This window comes from Chryseobacterium electrogenes (assembly GCF_053553015.1).
The window spans coordinates 2,815,967-2,832,631 of the sequence record NZ_JBNPPB010000002.1 but is presented as its reverse complement, the minus strand read 5'-3'; the positions used below and the strand labels follow the sequence as shown (position 1 = coordinate 2,832,631).

18 protein-coding genes and 1 other RNA gene are annotated in these 16,665 nt (G+C 32.4%); 8 read left to right on the top strand and 11 right to left on the bottom strand.

The window, feature by feature from the left end:
• Positions 1 to 92 precede the first annotated feature (92 nt).
• On the top strand, positions 93 to 1,190 hold the full coding sequence (locus ACQQ6V_RS13075) for a serine hydrolase domain-containing protein (protein ID WP_448845949.1): 1,098 nt from the start codon (positions 93 to 95) through the stop codon (positions 1,188 to 1,190).
• A 104-nt stretch (positions 1,191 to 1,294) separates the two neighbouring features.
• Here ACQQ6V_RS13075 and ACQQ6V_RS13070 read toward each other — a convergent pair whose 3' ends face one another.
• The 10 genes from ACQQ6V_RS13070 to rnpB form a co-directional block, all read right to left on the bottom strand.
• Positions 1,295 to 2,068, bottom strand: a complete 774-nt coding sequence (locus ACQQ6V_RS13070) for a hypothetical protein (protein ID WP_448845948.1) — start codon at positions 2,066 to 2,068, stop codon at positions 1,295 to 1,297.
• 2 nt (positions 2,069 to 2,070) lie between these two features.
• Positions 2,071 to 2,943: a hypothetical protein gene (locus ACQQ6V_RS13065; RefSeq protein WP_448845947.1), complete on the bottom strand. Its 873-nt coding sequence runs from the start codon at positions 2,941 to 2,943 to the stop codon at positions 2,071 to 2,073.
• A gap of 14 nt (positions 2,944 to 2,957) precedes the next feature.
• Positions 2,958 to 3,758, bottom strand: coding sequence for a hypothetical protein (locus ACQQ6V_RS13060; protein ID WP_448845946.1), 801 nt, complete (start codon positions 3,756 to 3,758; stop codon positions 2,958 to 2,960).
• A 331-nt stretch (positions 3,759 to 4,089) separates the two neighbouring features.
• Positions 4,090 to 4,857: a hypothetical protein gene (locus tag ACQQ6V_RS13055; protein WP_448845945.1), complete on the bottom strand. Its 768-nt coding sequence runs from the start codon at positions 4,855 to 4,857 to the stop codon at positions 4,090 to 4,092.
• Between the two features lie 3 nt (positions 4,858 to 4,860).
• Positions 4,861 to 5,736, bottom strand: a complete 876-nt coding sequence (locus tag ACQQ6V_RS13050) for a hypothetical protein (protein WP_448845944.1) — start codon at positions 5,734 to 5,736, stop codon at positions 4,861 to 4,863.
• A 7-nt stretch (positions 5,737 to 5,743) separates the two neighbouring features.
• Positions 5,744 to 6,544: a hypothetical protein gene (locus ACQQ6V_RS13045; protein ID WP_448845943.1), complete on the bottom strand. Its 801-nt coding sequence runs from the start codon at positions 6,542 to 6,544 to the stop codon at positions 5,744 to 5,746.
• A 556-nt stretch (positions 6,545 to 7,100) separates the two neighbouring features.
• The gene (locus ACQQ6V_RS13040) at positions 7,101 to 7,910 is read right to left on the bottom strand and encodes a hypothetical protein (RefSeq protein WP_448845942.1); all 810 of its coding nucleotides are present in this window, start codon (positions 7,908 to 7,910) and stop codon (positions 7,101 to 7,103) included.
• Positions 7,911 to 7,912: 2 nt separating this feature from the next.
• On the bottom strand, positions 7,913 to 8,722 hold the full coding sequence (locus ACQQ6V_RS13035) for a hypothetical protein (protein ID WP_448845941.1): 810 nt from the start codon (positions 8,720 to 8,722) through the stop codon (positions 7,913 to 7,915).
• Position 8,723: 1 nt separating this feature from the next.
• The gene (locus tag ACQQ6V_RS13030; RefSeq protein WP_448845940.1) at positions 8,724 to 9,557 is read right to left on the bottom strand and encodes a hypothetical protein; all 834 of its coding nucleotides are present in this window, start codon (positions 9,555 to 9,557) and stop codon (positions 8,724 to 8,726) included.
• A 317-nt stretch (positions 9,558 to 9,874) separates the two neighbouring features.
• Positions 9,875 to 10,186: RNase P RNA component class A (gene rnpB / locus ACQQ6V_RS13025), an RNA gene on the bottom strand.
• A 106-nt stretch (positions 10,187 to 10,292) separates the two neighbouring features.
• Here rnpB and ACQQ6V_RS13020 point away from each other — a divergent pair.
• From ACQQ6V_RS13020 to yajC, 5 genes are all read left to right on the top strand, one after another.
• Entirely contained in the window at positions 10,293 to 10,787 is a 495-nt protein-coding gene (locus tag ACQQ6V_RS13020) for an RNA polymerase sigma factor (protein ID WP_448845939.1), read from the top strand.
• Complete coding sequence (locus tag ACQQ6V_RS13015; RefSeq protein WP_448845938.1) at positions 10,780 to 11,466, top strand: DUF8845 family protein; 687 nt, start codon at positions 10,780 to 10,782, stop codon at positions 11,464 to 11,466. Before ACQQ6V_RS13020 ends, ACQQ6V_RS13015 begins: the two co-directional genes overlap by 8 nt.
• Positions 11,467 to 11,593: 127 nt before the next feature.
• Positions 11,594 to 12,499, top strand: a complete 906-nt coding sequence (locus ACQQ6V_RS13010) for a transcription antitermination protein NusB (RefSeq protein WP_448845937.1) — start codon at positions 11,594 to 11,596, stop codon at positions 12,497 to 12,499.
• A 24-nt stretch (positions 12,500 to 12,523) separates the two neighbouring features.
• A complete protein-coding gene (locus ACQQ6V_RS13005; RefSeq protein WP_448845936.1) occupies positions 12,524 to 13,039 on the top strand; it encodes a DUF1573 domain-containing protein in 516 nt (171 codons plus the stop codon).
• Positions 13,040 to 13,054: 15 nt separating this feature from the next.
• Positions 13,055 to 13,387, top strand: a complete 333-nt coding sequence (gene yajC, locus ACQQ6V_RS13000) for a preprotein translocase subunit YajC (RefSeq protein WP_448845935.1) — start codon at positions 13,055 to 13,057, stop codon at positions 13,385 to 13,387.
• A gap of 150 nt (positions 13,388 to 13,537) precedes the next feature.
• Here the strand turns inward: yajC and ACQQ6V_RS12995 are convergent, their stop codons facing one another.
• On the bottom strand, positions 13,538 to 14,554 hold the full coding sequence (locus ACQQ6V_RS12995; protein WP_448845934.1) for an NAD(P)H-dependent glycerol-3-phosphate dehydrogenase: 1,017 nt from the start codon (positions 14,552 to 14,554) through the stop codon (positions 13,538 to 13,540).
• A 241-nt stretch (positions 14,555 to 14,795) separates the two neighbouring features.
• Here ACQQ6V_RS12995 and ACQQ6V_RS12990 point away from each other — a divergent pair, with 241 nt between their 5' ends.
• Together ACQQ6V_RS12990 and ACQQ6V_RS12985 are read left to right on the top strand one after the other, a co-directional pair.
• Positions 14,796 to 15,665 carry a M23 family metallopeptidase gene (locus ACQQ6V_RS12990; protein ID WP_448845933.1) on the top strand — a complete coding sequence of 290 codons (870 nt, stop codon included), beginning with the start codon at positions 14,796 to 14,798 and terminating at the stop codon, positions 15,663 to 15,665.
• Positions 15,666 to 15,764: 99 nt separating this feature from the next.
• Positions 15,765 to 16,634, top strand: a complete 870-nt coding sequence (locus ACQQ6V_RS12985; protein WP_448845932.1) for a hypothetical protein — start codon at positions 15,765 to 15,767, stop codon at positions 16,632 to 16,634.
• Positions 16,635 to 16,665: the final 31 nt, after the last annotated feature.

Sequence of the window (16,665 nt, the reverse complement as noted above, 5' to 3'; positions counted from 1 at the left end):
TTGATTTTAATTAAGACCGATCAACCGTCTAATATGGCGCTAAAATTTCTTTTCTTGCTCTGGTTATTGTATTTTTAGACAAAATTCAACTCTTGAAAAAACTATTAATATACTTCTTTTGTTTTCTCCTATTTTGCATCTCTTGTAAAAAGAAAGAACCAGCCAAAATCATTGACCAACAAGCAATACAAGATAGCTTGTTTTTTGATGCTCAAAAAAAAATGTACCACAAAGCATTAGATTCGGTTTTAGAAAAAACTAATTTTAATGGTATTATTTCTATTGCTGTAAAAGGTAAAAAGGTTTTCGAAAAGGCTAAAGGTTTTTCAAATTTTAAAACTAAAAAGGAAATTGATAGCGCAACGGTTTTTGCCATCGCTTCTATTAGTAAACAGTTTACTTCTGTTATACTTCTCAAACTTCAAGAAGACAATAAGCTTAACATTAATGATAAAGTTTCGGATTATCTGGATGATTACAAAATAAGTTCTTACCAAGACATCACCATTTCTCAACTGATCCATCATACATCTGGGGTTAATTTTATTGGCGAAAAATTATTATTCGCACCTGGCAATAGTTTTCATTACTCTAATGACGGTTATAAAAGTCTTGGAGATATTATCCAAAAGGTAACTGGTAAATCTTATGATGATAATGTGACCGAGCTATTCCAAAAGGTTAAAATATCACATTCTTCAACAGGAAATCTTTATCAAGGTAATAATTTTGCAAGCGCACATTTAGGTTCTATAAAAGATCCCAAAGAAGTTGAAAATATGCCTAAGAGATTAGATAAAAATCATATCAGCATTGCGGCGGGAGGATTGCTATCTACTGCTGGAGACCTTCACCAATGGAATACATCACTCTACTCCAGTAAAATTATATCATCCGAATCTCTGGCTCAATTTTTAACCCCCGGAAAGAATTACGAGCATTATATTTTAGGTAAGGTAACTTATGCTGGCGGAATTATGATTGATACTAAATCTCCAAAGTCTTATCTACACACTGGCTATGTAAAAGGCGCTCCTTCCATTAATATCTATTACCCTGACACACAAACATCCGTTGTCATTTTATCTAATATCGCTAATGAAAAACTAGGCAAAAAAGCAATATATAAAAATCACAAAAAAGTAAAGGAGATTGTAGATAGACTGCTAATCAAGAAAGAAGAAATCTAAATTATAAAACCTCTCCTATAAAAACAAAAATAACCTCTTTGATAGAGGTTATTTTGATTATAATTAAAAAAAATAAAGCCAAATTATCAGACTTCTTATATCTTTTAATAAGTTTGTAATACAGATGTCGTAATGGTAGACTGTGCCATGTCTGCATTAAGAGTATTAGTATCTACAGGTGCCCCTATGCCTAATACTGTATTACTTCCTGTGAGTATTCTATTAAAGCAAGCAATTTTCACTTTATAGCTACCCTTTTGTAAACCATCAAAAGTTGCATTTAAATTATATATTTTAAAAGAGCCTGTCATTCCGTCAACCGCATCGGTTCTAACAGCTTTTAGCTTAAAACCTTCGTCATCTTTATTTAGAAATACCCCACAAGCAAAACTAGCTTGCGCATCAGGGCTTCTTGTTGAAATCTGTACAGTAGTTTGAAAAGATACTACCGCCTTACTTTTATTATCAGTTCTCGTTACATTAAAGCTATCTACAAGATTAGGAATATCTCTAGAATCTGCATCCGAGGCATCTAAATAATACTTTACACCTCGAGGCTTTGATTCAGTATAAGTTATCCCTGAGGTATCAGTTAGTGTATTAAGATAAAAAAGAGATAAGCTACCAGTACCATCAGCAATCTGTACTGTTTTCCAAGAATCAGAACCTACTCCTTCAATATCTTGTCGTTTAAAAAGCTGCCCAGCTGTGCCTGCATTACCTTTTTCTGAGCTTGTACCAGCGATACGCAATTCTTTTCTTGTGCCCACTGTTCCATTAATATCTAGCATTTTTTCTGGGGAATCAGTATTAATACCAACTTGGGATTTTAATGATGTTAACACTAACAATGTTAACACAACAAATATCTTTTTCATTATTATTTTATTATTGGTGAGAATTTTTCAGGAACTTCATATACATCTATTTTGAGAGAAGACTGAGACATGAAATTATCAAGATTGTCCAAATTTTTATCTGATGCAGGTGACCCAATCCCAAATGTTAGATTACTACTTTTCGCTAGCCATCCACAGGCAACCGCAACAGTATGGTTATTACCTGGAGACAGGTTATCTATACCTCCAATCTGAGTATGAGTTGTAAACCCATTGGCAACATTGTTAGTACTATAGGTATTAATTCTTATACTTTCTAACTTATCATCTACAAAAATACCACAAGCATAAGTACTGTCTGCATAAAAAGTTGAATTATTATGCTGAACTACAGTTTCAAATAAAAAATAAGTTTTACTATTACTACTACTTACTTTAAAAGTCTGGCTAAGGTCATTTATGATTTTGAATTTGTTAGTGGAATTTGTCAAAGTACTCAAGAGTGTCCCCTTCGTCAATCCTGTAGATGGTATAACTTGCGAAACCTCCGAATTGCTAAAAGTCACACCTTGTCCTGTCTGCCCTCCCCCATCATTCAAAGAACCATTTTTAAGAATAAAGTTTTTAAAAGATTCATTAAAAATAAGGTAGTATTTTTCAGCTTCATAATCTGGCACTCTAAAGGTTTTCCAAGTGGGTGCTTTACCAAGCCCTTGTGAAACTAATACTTGTCCATCCTGACCCGCCAACAAATTACCTTTACCATCGTCTAGAAAAAGTTTTCCTTTATAATTAAAATCCCCATTAATATCTAAATTTGCTTTGGGATTATCCGTCCCAACTCCTACAAGGCCTTGCTGAGCTGATATTGTAATGCTACTAAATAAACCTAATACAATAATTATCTGTTTCATGTTAATTTTCATTTTTAGTTTTCTTTTGTATACGTTACAAGTTCTGCAATATCTGTTTTGAAAAAAGATTTTAGTGCAAAAGCATTAGATCCTTTGTTAGAATCACTAATATTAACGCCAATACTTAACTTGTTTGCATTATTAGTTGTAGACGTTACCCTACAAGCTACAGTCATATTAAATTTACCTTTAGGGCTATTAGTTTCTGTATAATTAAGCGTAAAAATACCTTGAGTTAGAGCGTTATTAATACTTTTAATTTTAGAAGGTCTTATCGCAACTAATGTATTATCTTTAAAAATCCCACACATAAAACTAACTGTTTGGTTTTCATTAGCCAAAAGCTCTATGCCAGTCTGAATCTGATAAGTAATTTTATTTTTATCAACATTTACATCAATTTCTGTAGAAAGTCCATCGATTTTTTTCCAAGTTGTAGAGTTTGTAATATTCTCACCAATACTACTCGTTCTTGGGCTAGTTGCATGACCTGTTAAGCTTGATAACCCTAACTGATCATTCTTAATATAGGTATTTATAAGTCTGTACTGCGCGTTTTCCATAAATGGAACATTCACTGATTTCCAAACAGGAGCCTGTCCTTCTCCTTGCGAGACTAAAACTTGGTCAACGCTTCCTGGATCACCATTAACTGTTTCTGTCCCTCCGGTTTTTAACTCATTACGGAGAACAACATCTCCGTTTACGTCTAGCTTAGCATTCGGATTGTTGGTACCAATCCCTACCTGTGCATAATTGTTCACAAAAAATAATGGAAAGACCATTATTAATGTTTTGTTTAATAAATTTATCATTGTGTTTTAAATAATTCCAAATAATTATAACTTCCTATAAATTATAGGTAAACAAAACTAACAATAAAAAATAGTATATTTTATACAACAAATGCTCGTATAAAGTAAATTAAATTAAGCATATAGCAACAATACAATAAAAATACAAACCATAATGCTACACATAATATAATACTCAAAAACCATTATTAAACATAATAAAGTCAGAGATTAATTTATCCAAAAAGATAAAATAACAAAAACATGATGGAAATCATGTTTTTGTTATATAAGAGACTATAAATTAATTATAATAAAGATCAAAGCCAATTTATCTGGCTTCTTATATCTTTTAATAAGTTTGTAATACAGATGTCGTAAGCGTAGATTTTGACATATCTGCATTAAGAGTATTAGTATCTACAGGTCTACCTATGCCTAATGTTGTACCATTTGATAAATTTCTATAATAACAAGCAACTCTCACTTGATATACACCTATCTCCAAATTATCCAATGTAACATTCAAATTATAAGTCTTAAATGTTCCTGATACTCCTCTTACAGCATCATTACGAACAGCCTTTAATTTTTCTTCGTCAGAGTCTTTTTTTAAAAAAACGCCACATGCAAAGCTAGCAGAACCAGCACCCGAAGATCTAGCAATCTGAGCTACAGTCTGAAATGATAATATAGCCTTACTTTTATTATCAGTTTTGGTGACTGTAAAATTATCAACAAGTCCTGTTATAAAATTGGCATTGTCAGTATTTGCGTTCAATAAATAAACACCAGTATCACCACCTCTATCAGAACTTATTCCTGTTACATCTGATACGGTATTAAGGTAAAATAATGACAAACTTCCCGTACCATCTGCTATTTTAACGGTTTCCCAAGAATCATTTACTACTGTATTATTACCAATAACTTTAAAAAACTGTCCCGTTGTTCCTGGATTACCTTTTTGGGAAGAAGTACCGCCTATACGCAATTCTTTTCTTAAACTAAGCACACCATTAACATCCAAAGATTTCTCAGGCAATGTAGTATTAATACCAACTTGCGAAAAATGCATTATTGCTATCATTCCGGATAAGAATGTAAATATTTTTTTCATAATTTAAGGAATTATTATAGGTGAAAAATTTTGAGGAATCTCGTATACATCTATTTTTAAAGATGATTGAGTCATAAAATTATTAAGATTATCACTACTTGAGTGTGCTGGAGAACCAATACCCATTATAAAGTTATTAGTACTTACTAGTCTTACGCATGCTACATCTACAGTATGCTGTCCTTTACTCAAGTTTTCTACACCGCCTATCTGAGTATGTGTAACAAAACCACTACCTCCCGATGCTGCGGTGGTAACCATGCTTGCTAATCTTGCACTTTCTAATTTTCCGTCTACAAAAATACCACAAGCATAGGGTGATGAGGACAATGTACTTGCTGTATTAAGATGTTGTACTACAGTTTCGAACAAGAAATAAGTTTTACTTGTTGTACTATTGACAGAAAATTTTTGAGAAAGATCACCTATCAATTTAAAACCATTATTAAGAAGGTTTGACAATAATGCCCCTCTAACTAAATCTCTTGAAGGCACTAAAGTTCTTGAGGCTTCTGAAGATGTAAAAGTCACACCTTGTCCAGTTTTAGCCCCTCCATTATTTGAAGAACCATTTGCAGCAATAAAGTTTTTAAAAGATTCATTAAAAATAAGATAATATTTATCTGCCTCATAATCTGGCATTCTCAATGTTTTCCAGGTAGGAGACTTACCAACACCCCGAGAAACCAGAAGTTGTCCTGCTTTCCCAGTTGCCAAATCAGCTTGGTTGTTGTCTAAAAAAAGTTTTCCTTTATAATTAAAATCACCATTAGTATCTAGATCTGCTCTTGGGCTATTTGTTCCAACACCTACAAAACGCTGTTGAGCAGATATTAAAATATTACTAAATAAACCTAATAAAATAATTAAATGTTTCATTTTCAATTTAGTTTTCGTTTGTAAATATTACAAGCTCGGCAATATCAGTTTTGAAAAACGACTTTAGCGCAAAAGCATTAGACCCTGTATTAGAGTCACTCGTATTAACTCCAATACTTAATTTATTATCTATATTACTTGTAGAGGTCACCCTACAAGCTACATCCATAATAAATTTCCCCTTAGAGCTATTAGTTTCTGTATAATTAAGAGTATAAAGTCCTTGTATAGGATTTGTATTAAAAGCGGCTAAATTATCTGGTCGTATTGCAGCTAATACATTATTCTTAAAAATACCACACACAAATCCAACAGACTCGCCTGTATTAGCCACAAGCTCTACACCAGCCTGAACTTGATAGGTTATTTTATTTTTATCTGCTTTTATTTCTATTTCTGTAGATAAGCCCGGAATTTTTTTCCAGGTGGTAGAGTTTGTGATGTTTTCGCCAACGTTACTCGTTTTAGGGTTCGTTGCATTACCAGTTAAACTTTTCAACCCTATCTGATCATCTTTAATATAAGTGTTTATAAGTTTGTACTGCGTATTTTCAATAAATTTCACATTAATAGATTTCCATACTGGAGCAGAGCCTTCCCCCTGCGAGACTAAAACTTGATCAGGACCTCCTGGCTTACCATCAACAAGGTCTGTCCCACCTGTTCTTAGTTCGTTACGGAGTAAAACATCTCCATTCACATCTAGCATAGCATTTGGAGCATTAGTCTGAATCCCTACCTGTGCGTAATTGTTCACAAAAAATAATGGGAAGGCCATTATTAATGTTTTGTTTAATAAATTCATCATTGTGTTTTAAATAATTATAAATTACATAAAACAAAACTAATAATAAAAAATAGTATAATTTATGCAACAAATGTCTACATAAAGTAAATTAAATTAAGGATACTGCAATAATATAGTAAAAATACTAATCACAATTTTACACATAATATATTACACAAAAAACTTTATTAAACATAATAAAGTCAGAGATTAATTTAATCAAAAATTAAAAATAACAAAAACATGACAAATATCATGTTTTTAAAGCGATGGCTAATAATCAAATTACAAAAAAATAATCCTAAGAAAATAAAGAAGAACTATATGCCAAAATTTGTTATCTGGAAGAAGCCAACTACCTTTTTTATGTATTATTTTATTACAAATCTTTTAATATATCCAGCGTTATTAGAATTTCATCACCTCACATTACCTATAAAATCAACTAGAGCCTCTTCTTAGATTGGAAATTAAAGACAATAATCAAAAAAAAGACCTTAAATCATTCGATATGAAATCGAATAATTTAAGATCTTAAACTATGTAATTATTTAAAATACTTTTTTAGCTATATAGACTAAAAAGGCTGTAATACTGTAGTTGACAATGATGATTGTGTCATTGCAGAGTTAAGATAGGTTGCATTAACAGGTTTTCCAATGCCTAATGTTACAACAGCTGTACCAGATCCTAAATTTCTATTACTACAAGCAGCACTTACTTTATAATAACCCTGTTCTAATCCGTCTAACGTCACATTAAGATTATACACTTTATAACTTCCTGCAGCTCCTCTTAAAACATCAGAACGTACAGCTTTCAGTTGTTCTGTACCATCATCTTTCTTCACAAAAATACCACAGGCAAAGCTTGCTGAATTACCATTACCATTACCATTAAAAGGAGTAATCTGTACAGTCGTCTGAAATGATAAAACGGCTTTACTTTTTTTGGTAACATCAGTGATGGTAAAATCGTCATTATTATTTTTAATCCTCACCCAATTGGCTGTTGTTGTGCCTGTAGATGTTGTAAAAGGTGCATTTTCTGCATACGAGTTAGTGCTTCCCGATGTTGAAAATTCTATACCTTCCTTATCGATTGTAGTATTAAGATAATATAATGACAAACTACCTGTCCCATTAGCCAATTTGATACTTTTCCATTCATCAACAACGTCAGTCCCTGATTCTTTTACAGAAAGTAATTGATTAGTGGCTCCCGCCTGTCCTTTTTGAGTATCAGTCCCTTTTAGTCGTAATTCTTTTCTTATATTAAAAGTCCCATTAATGTCTAAAGTTGCTTGAGGATTATTAGTATTAATTCCTACCTGAGCAAATGCTTTATTTGTTAACAAAAGAATTAACAATAGTTTTATGTTTTTCATAATTAGTCAAAAATACTTTTAAAATTTTGAGGGATTTCGTAGACATCTACTTTTAATGAAGATTGAGTATTAAATGAATTTAAATTATTTTGAGCCCAAGTTCCAATTGTAAATAGCCTTGCTACTGTACTTGTATTATATCTTGCACAAGCTACCTGTATCCTATGGTTATTCCCAGGTAGTAAACCGCTTATAGAGCCTATCTGAGTGTGTGTTAGAAATGTACCTCCACTTGATGCATCTTGTAGCATATTGATCCTTACACTTTCTAATTTATCATTGACAAAAATACCGCATGCATATTTTATATTACCTGCACTACCTCCATCAACCTGAACAACTGTTTCAAATTGGATATAAACTTTACTTTCTGTACTATTAACAGAAAATATCTGATCAAGTCCTGCTATTTCTTTAAAGCCTTTTGTTTTCAACGTTGTTAACGTTGTTCCTTTTGCTAAATCATTCTGGAGAGTATTAGTAGAAGGAAGTGTAGAGATTTCGTTTGCTGGAAAGCTTACACCGCTGATATCTTTAAAAGAGTCATTGAAAATTAGGTAAAACTTATTGGGTTCATATTCTGGGACTCGGAGGGTCTTCCAAATCGGAGGGAGTGAAGCTCCTTGAGATACTAACACCTGATCTTTTTTACCAGGCATTAATAAAGTTCCATTTCTCAAAATAAGTTTTCCTCTTATGTTTACATCTCCATTAACGTCTAAATCTGCTTTTGGACGCTCTGTCACAATACCTACTTGGGCGCTTGTCTTTAGGTAGAGAAAAGATAGTAATAATATCGCTATATGTTTCATTTTAATTGGCTGTATAGGTTACATGTTCTGCTATATCTATTTTAAAAAAAGATTTAAGAGCAAAAGAATTAGATGTTGTGTTAGGAGTCGCTGCATTGGTACCATATCCAGATATTTTATTTCCTAAAACAAAATAATTTGTGTTATCAGAAGTCTCTATTTTTCTACAAGCGACGTCTATAGTATAACTCCCTATCTCCTCATCTTCTTGTGTATAATTTAAAGTATATATATATTGGTTGGGAGTATTAGCCGCATAGACATTTATCTTATCGGGACGCATCGCAACTAATTTATTATCTTTAAAAATACCACACATAAAACGTACATTACCAGCCGCACTTGTACTTACTATCTCAACCCCAGTCTGAAACTGATAAGTTATTTTGTTTTTTAAAGCTTTTACTTCTAATGGTGTTGATAACTGTGTGATTTTAATCCATTTTGCTGTATTAGCAGGTGGTGTAGTAATATACAGTTCGTCAGGGTTACTTAAAAAGACACCATCTCCTGCTACACCATTAGATAAAGATGTAATTCCTATCTGATCCTCAGAAACAAAAGTGTTAATCAATTTATATTGGCCACTTTCCATAAATGGTACTTTAGATGTCATCCATATTGGAGATTTTGTTTCTCCTTGAGAAACCAACACTTGATTAGTAATACCAGGATTGCCTTTTAGATCATCTGTCCCTCCAACACTTAATGTATTACGCAAGATCACATCTCCATTAATGTCAAGAGTGGCATTAGGAGACTTTGTATCAATCCCTACTTGCGAAAATACATGTAGCGAATAAATTAAAAGTCCTGTGGTAAAAAATTTCTTCATACTTTAAATAATGTGAATAAATTAAAAATAATCATTTATAACCATCTATTAATCAATTATAAACATCGCCAAAAGTAATGATAATAAATATTAAAATAAAACCCAGAAAAAACCGTATTCTAAAAAACAAAATAAAAATCAACAAATAAAAGAACGAAAAACCAATAAAATAATCAATAATAACAATCTTTAATTAACTATTGTTAAACAATAAACAACAATTACAAATAATTATTAAAAATTAAAAAAATACAAAACGTGACAAAAATCATGTAAAGAGAAATTAAAAAAAGAGAATGCTTTTATCATTTTATAGAAAAAAAAGAAGCGCTATAAGCCGGATTCTGTCATCTTTTGAGAAAAGATTGCTTGTTATTTATCTACGTCTTACATTGCTACAAGACTTTAGCTGCTTACCCCTCGTCAATGGCCGAGCCGACCTTAGATGACGATATACTTAGCATTGCATCACATAGAGTTTACCTGGTTTCACTACAGCCTAACTGTACTTGCTTTCTGTTGCACTTGTCCTACGCTCTCACGTGACGGATGTTATCCGCTATGTTGCCCTACGATGTCCGGACTTTCCTACCCGACATTACTGCCAGATCAACAAGCCGCGCTTCTTAAGAATGCAAAAGTAACTATTTTATAAGCAATTGATTCAAAAAAATATAATAATCCCCAAAAATATATAACAAAAAATGTATCTTCGTATCTCAATATTTTAAAAAATTGGAACCCAAACAAGCAGAGTTTTCTAAATTAATTAAAGACAATCAAGGACTTATCATAAAAGTATCCCGATTGTACACCAATTCTTTGGAGGACGAGCAAGATCTTTTTCAGGAAATTGTCTTGCAACTTTGGCGCTCCTACGGATCTTTTAAAGGAAACTCCAAAATTTCCACTTGGATGTATCGTGTGGCTCTCAACACCGCCATCACCATTTTTCGAAAAAAAACCAGATCGCCACAAACCGATGAACTGGACGAAATTCATTATAAAAACATATTAGAAGATGATGACGAAAAGCAAGGTCAAATATCATTACTATATAAAGTCATAAAATTACTGCCCAATGTAGAAAGAGCCATTGTCATGATGTATCTGGACGACATTTCTTACAAAGAAATTGCAGAAACGCTCGGTATCACAGAAGTTAATGCCCGCGTCAAAATGAATCGTTTGAAAAAAACACTTAAAGAACTAATGTTACAACATGCCTAATCTAGACGATTTCGATATAGACCAACTAAAAAATACCTGGCAAAACCAAAAGGTAGAAGACGCCTATGCCCAATCAGATATAGAAGCAATGCTTAACAAAAAATCAAAAAGCTATGTAAAATATATACTTTGGGTAAGCATTGCCGAGTTTATAATCTTCGGTGTTGTTAATATTCTTCGTTTCTTTTCTAGAGGAAATGAAAGCGAATTCGAGACCATATTATCAAAACTAAACCTTCATAATGAACAAGAAATCATCTTGTCTATGGATCGTTATTATTATATCATAAAACTAACTAGCCTATTGTTGACAGGAGTTTTTGTGATATTATTCTACAAAGGATACAAAAAAATCAATGTAGAATCTAATATGAAGAACTTTATTCAACAGATTTTTAAATTCAAAAAAAGCGTTAATGCCTTTATAACTTGCAACGTAGTACTGTTAATACTATTCCTTGCCTCCTTTGGGATATACCTCAGCATTGTTATGAAGCAACAGAATGAACATGTCAGCGGATCATCAATGATTGGCATATTAACGGGCACCGTAGTTGCGCTATTGCTAACGGTTGTGCTAATCCTATTTTATTATCGTTTGGTATACGGCATACTTTTAAAAAGGCTGTCCAAGACGATGACACAACTAAAGCAATTAGAAGCAGAAAAAGAACTTTAAACAGTTAGCATATAACCGAAACCAACTTAAGTTTCGGTTTTTTTTATTAAATACGCAAAGCAAAGAAAAATCACCTCTTTTAGAAAAAATAAAAATCATATCTTTGCAGTCATAAAAGTTCTTTGAAATGCTTGGAAGAAGACAAATCCGCGAAAAAGTGATAGAATCACTCTATTCTTACTATCAAAACCCTATAAAAATTGATGTTCTGGAGCGCAATATGTTCACAGAAATCAGTAAAATTTTCGATCTCTATATCTATGAGCTTAACTTTCTGGTTGCTTTAAAAGATTTTGCAGAAAATCATATAGAAATAGGAAAAAACAAATACCTAAAAACTGATGCGGAGAGTAATCCTAATCAAAAATTTGTTAGAAACACTATTCTAGAAGCCCTAGAAAACAATCAAGAAAGAAGATCCTATACCGCTAGCCACAAAGGCCTTATCTGGGATAGACATGATCCATTAGTTGTAAAAACGTTCCAAAGAATTAAAGCTGGAAAACGTTATCAAGATTATATGGCCGATCCTACAATCTCTTTCGAAGATGATCAAAAATTTATCGGAAAACTATTTCTACGTTACGTTGCAGAAAACAATGATCTGCATGAGCGTTTTGAAGAAAAAGAATTAAGCTGGGCAGATGATTTTCATATTGCTAACTCTATGATCCAAAAAACCATTGGTTTTATGAGAGAAGATGAGCCAAGCCATACTTTGATCAAAATGCTAAAAGACCAAGAGGACGAAAACTTCGCTAGAAAACTCCTAAGAGAAAGCCTTAACAACTGGGAAGAATCAGAGAAAAAACTAGAAGAAAGACTAGTTAATTGGGAGCTAGATCGTGTATCATTAATGGATAAAATCATCATTATTGCTGCTTTTACGGAGCTAGATCATTTCCCGTTAACACCTACCCGAGTTATCATTAATGAATACCTTGACATTTCTAAAGTTTTTGCAACAGAGAAATCTCATATCTTCGTTAACGGAATCTTAGACAAGTATACCAAAGATCTTAACAGAATTTAATCAACCTAAATTAGTTAATATATTATGCAAAAATCATTTAAGTATTTAGCAATTGGCGCAATGGCAATCAGCATCATCGCGTGTAAAAAGAAAGAAGAAACTGCAGTAGCAGTTGATAATAATATAGAAGCATCTCAACAATTAGACAGTACTGCCGCTGATAATCATGCAGGACACGACCATGCTAATCCTGATGCTGCATCTATTGAAGCTACTAAAGCTAATCCTTCTACAACCGTTGCCCTTAGTGAGTCAGACTTCTCTTTCGGTAATATCAAGAAAGGAGACGTTAAAGAACACACTTACGAGATTACCAATACAGGTACCAATCCATTAATTATCTCTGAGGTTAAGCCAGGTTGTGGCTGTACAGTTCCTGACTTTACAAAAGAACCAATCTTACCTGGTAAGAAAGGAAAAATTACACTTAAGTTTGATTCATCTAGCTTTGATGGGACAGTTGGGAAGGCTGCAGATATATTCGCTAACGTAGAAAACGCACCAATCCGTATCGGATTCACTGCTAATATCACCAACTAATACAAAAGAATCAATATGATAAATTTATTTTTACAAGCAGCACCAGCACAACAATCTATGACGCCAACGTTAATTATGATTGGATTAATGTTTGTTGGGTTTTATTTCCTGATGATTCGTCCGCAGATGCGTAAGCAGAAGCAGGAGAAAACCTTCCAGGAAGCACTAAAACCAGGCGCTAAAATTGTTACTACATCTGGTATGCATGGGACAATTTTCAGCATCAACGATGACGGTGTAGTTTTAGAAACATTAAGCGGAAAGCTTAAGTTCGAAAAAGCAGCCATTTCAAGAGATTTTACAATGACACGTTTCCCAGAAACTTTCGGAGTAGAGAAAAAGAAATAATACAAAAAGCCTTTCAATTTTTAGTTGAAAGGCTTTTTTATTTTTATTAGGAGCAATTTCCCGCTGTCTGCTATATCTTTTTAAGAAGACTTCGCTTTGCTCGTCATCATAAAAAGGATGCCGCTACCATCGGGGCTATAATATTAGTGACTAATTGAGTTTCTCTGTTAACTTCGCAAATTGTTTTTCTGCATTTTTCTCTTCATAAAGAATCGCAAAAATTGTATTGATAATTGGGAGTTTTAGTTTTTTATCTTTACATATTGCATAAATTCCGTTGGTCGCATAGTAACCTTCTGCTACCATATTCATAGATTGTATCGCAGATTTTACGGTATAACCTTTACCAATTAGATTACCTAGATTTCGGTTTCTTGAGAAAAGTGAATACGCCGTTACCAAAAGATCTCCAAGGTAAGCACTCTCATTAACATCTCTAGGCTCTGGATATACCGCTTCTAAGAAAACTTCTAATTCTCTAATTGCATTAGTGACATAGACAGCAATAAAGTTATCCCCATAACCTAATCCGCTTGCAATACCAGCTCCAATGGCATAGATATTTTTAAGAATTGCACTGTATTCATTCCCAAGAATATCACAACTTCTATTTACTTTAATATAAAATGAAGAAAAAATCTTATCTAAGACCTCTGCATCCTTCTCATCTGCTGTAGCTATTGTAAGATAAGACAAACGCTCCATGGCAACTTCTTCTGCGTGACAAGGCCCAGCAATAACAGCTTGATTTCTGAAGCCTATTTTAAGTTCGTCTCGTAGATAATGTGCCACAATATCATTAGACTGCGGTACAATTCCTTTTATAGCAGAACAAAATAATTTATTTTGATAATCACAAGTCAGGTTCTTCATTGTATCTGCTAGATAGATAGAAGGTGTTGCCAAGACTATAACATCACAAAGAGATACCAACTCATTGATATCGGTAGTAATATGCAATTGTTTTAGGTTAAATCCAACCATTGTAAGATAAGATGGATTATGTCCGCGCTGTTGGATGGCTCCTTTTACATATTCGTTACGTACATGCCAATGCACAGTTTTACAGTTTTCGGTCAACATTTTGACAATTGCAGTCGCAAAACTTCCGCTTCCTACAACGCCTACAACCGGATAATTGGTTAATTTCGATTTTGACTTAGCCATGTTTTCTTAATAATCAATTTTCACAAAGCTACAACTAAAGCTTTTAAAAAGAAAATTAAACCGAATGTAAACTAATTGTTACATAATTTTTATATAAAATTTAACATAATACGGTTATTGATAGGCTATTTTATAATATTTTAATTAAAATATAACAAATTTTAAAATAGAGTTCTAAATAATTTATCTAATTTTGCCAGCTGTTTTTATAAATAACATTCACTTTCAACAATATTTTAAAATGAAAAAATTATTTAGAAGTAACAAAAAAACTAATCTTGTCTTATTAATATTGTTATTAATTGTTTTTGTACAATCTGTCGTTATCGGGAAATTATACGCTCAAAAAGATGATAAAAACTATCAGGTTAATTTGGTTAAAATTAATACCGTTAAAGATAGCGTAGATCATAAGCAATTAAAAGAAGATCTATTAAATGTTGATCTAGTCGTAAGGCATATTAATTCTTATCTAACTTCTAAAAATGCAAGCGATCTAAGAATAGAAAACCTCGCAAAAGATAGCCTTTCTAACGAAGTATATCTATCCAAACAGAGTAATCGTTATAGTCAATACTTGGTAGATCTAGAAAAAAAGCTACAACAAATTCCGCTTGGCATCCCTACTGACGGTTATATATCTTCTAACTTTGGCGCGAGAAAAAATCCTATTCCGTATAAAACAGTTTTCGCTTCGGTAAAACCTATAAAATCATCTAAAGACAGTATTTCTGTTGCTTCTAATTCTTTAAAAGAAGACCCTAAAGCTAACCAAAATGCACCTGCGGAAAAAGATCAAATCCAGTTCCATAAAGGTCTGGATATTGCTGTCGCTTACGGTACAGATGTTATAGCAGCAGCAACAGGAAAAGTAATATTTGCCGGAGAAAAAGGTGGTTACGGAAATTGTGTCATTATATCACATGGCAATGGTCTAGCAACACTTTATGGTCATTTATCCAGCATATCCATCAAGGAGAATCAAGACGTAAAAGCTGGTGACATCATTGCAAAATCAGGTAATTCTGGGCGATCAACAGGTCCTCACCTTCATTATGAAGTCCATAAAAATAATACGCCTGTTAACCCAAAACTTTTTTTGAATCTATAATATTATAAAGCATCTTTTTAAGGTGCTTTTTTTAGCAACATACCAAAAAATATTATTGTAGAAAATATTTGTAAATTTAGTTCATCAGAAAAAAACAATATGATGAAAAACCAGCGTATTTATATTTTACAAATAAGCATAATTACTCTTTGTATAGGTTCTTGCAAAAATAATAGCATCAATTATGTTAATTATTACAATGAAGCTAACAAAATAGATAGCACTTTCAAGGTACAGAATGACACTTTACAAGCCATTAAAAGTTACCAAAAACTCTTCGAAACCTACGAGCCTAAAAACATTAATCAAAGCAAAGATTACGAAAAATTGATTAAGCTTACTTCTACCTTTGATCCTAATTATAATCTAAAAAATAATCTGGAAACGCTAAGAAAAATCAATGCTCCTAAATGGAGATACAAGAAAAATGACAAAGACCTTCTAGAAATATACAAGAAAAATAACTTAGATAATACCGCAATTACCCAGAACATAAATGATGAAAATGATAATGCTAGAGAAAACTTGGCTGATTCTTTAAAAGTAGTTTTCAAGAGGTATAAAGAAGCCGAAAATGCAGAAGTATTCTCTAAAGCCGATCAATTAAATGAAAAATTTCTCAATTGGACTTTTAAAAAATACGGCTACCCTTCTTCTTCTAAAATTGAATTTTGGTACCAACAGAAAGAATATATTCCTATTTCTCAGCTACTATTTAGGATGACTTTATCTCCTAATTTCAATAAATTTAAAGATAAAGTATTAGGCTATGTAAAAAGTGGAGATTGCCCTCCAGAAGACTATGCACAGATGATAGACAAGCATAATCTTGAAAATAATAAAGAATCTAGTTATGGTTATTTCATAAAAAATATCCCAATAAAGGATACCGTAATCATTAATCAAAATAGAAAGTTAATAGGCATAAACAATTTAACTAAAAATGAAATAATTGAGCCATATCAGTAATAAAAAAATCCCGATACTTATAGTAAGCATC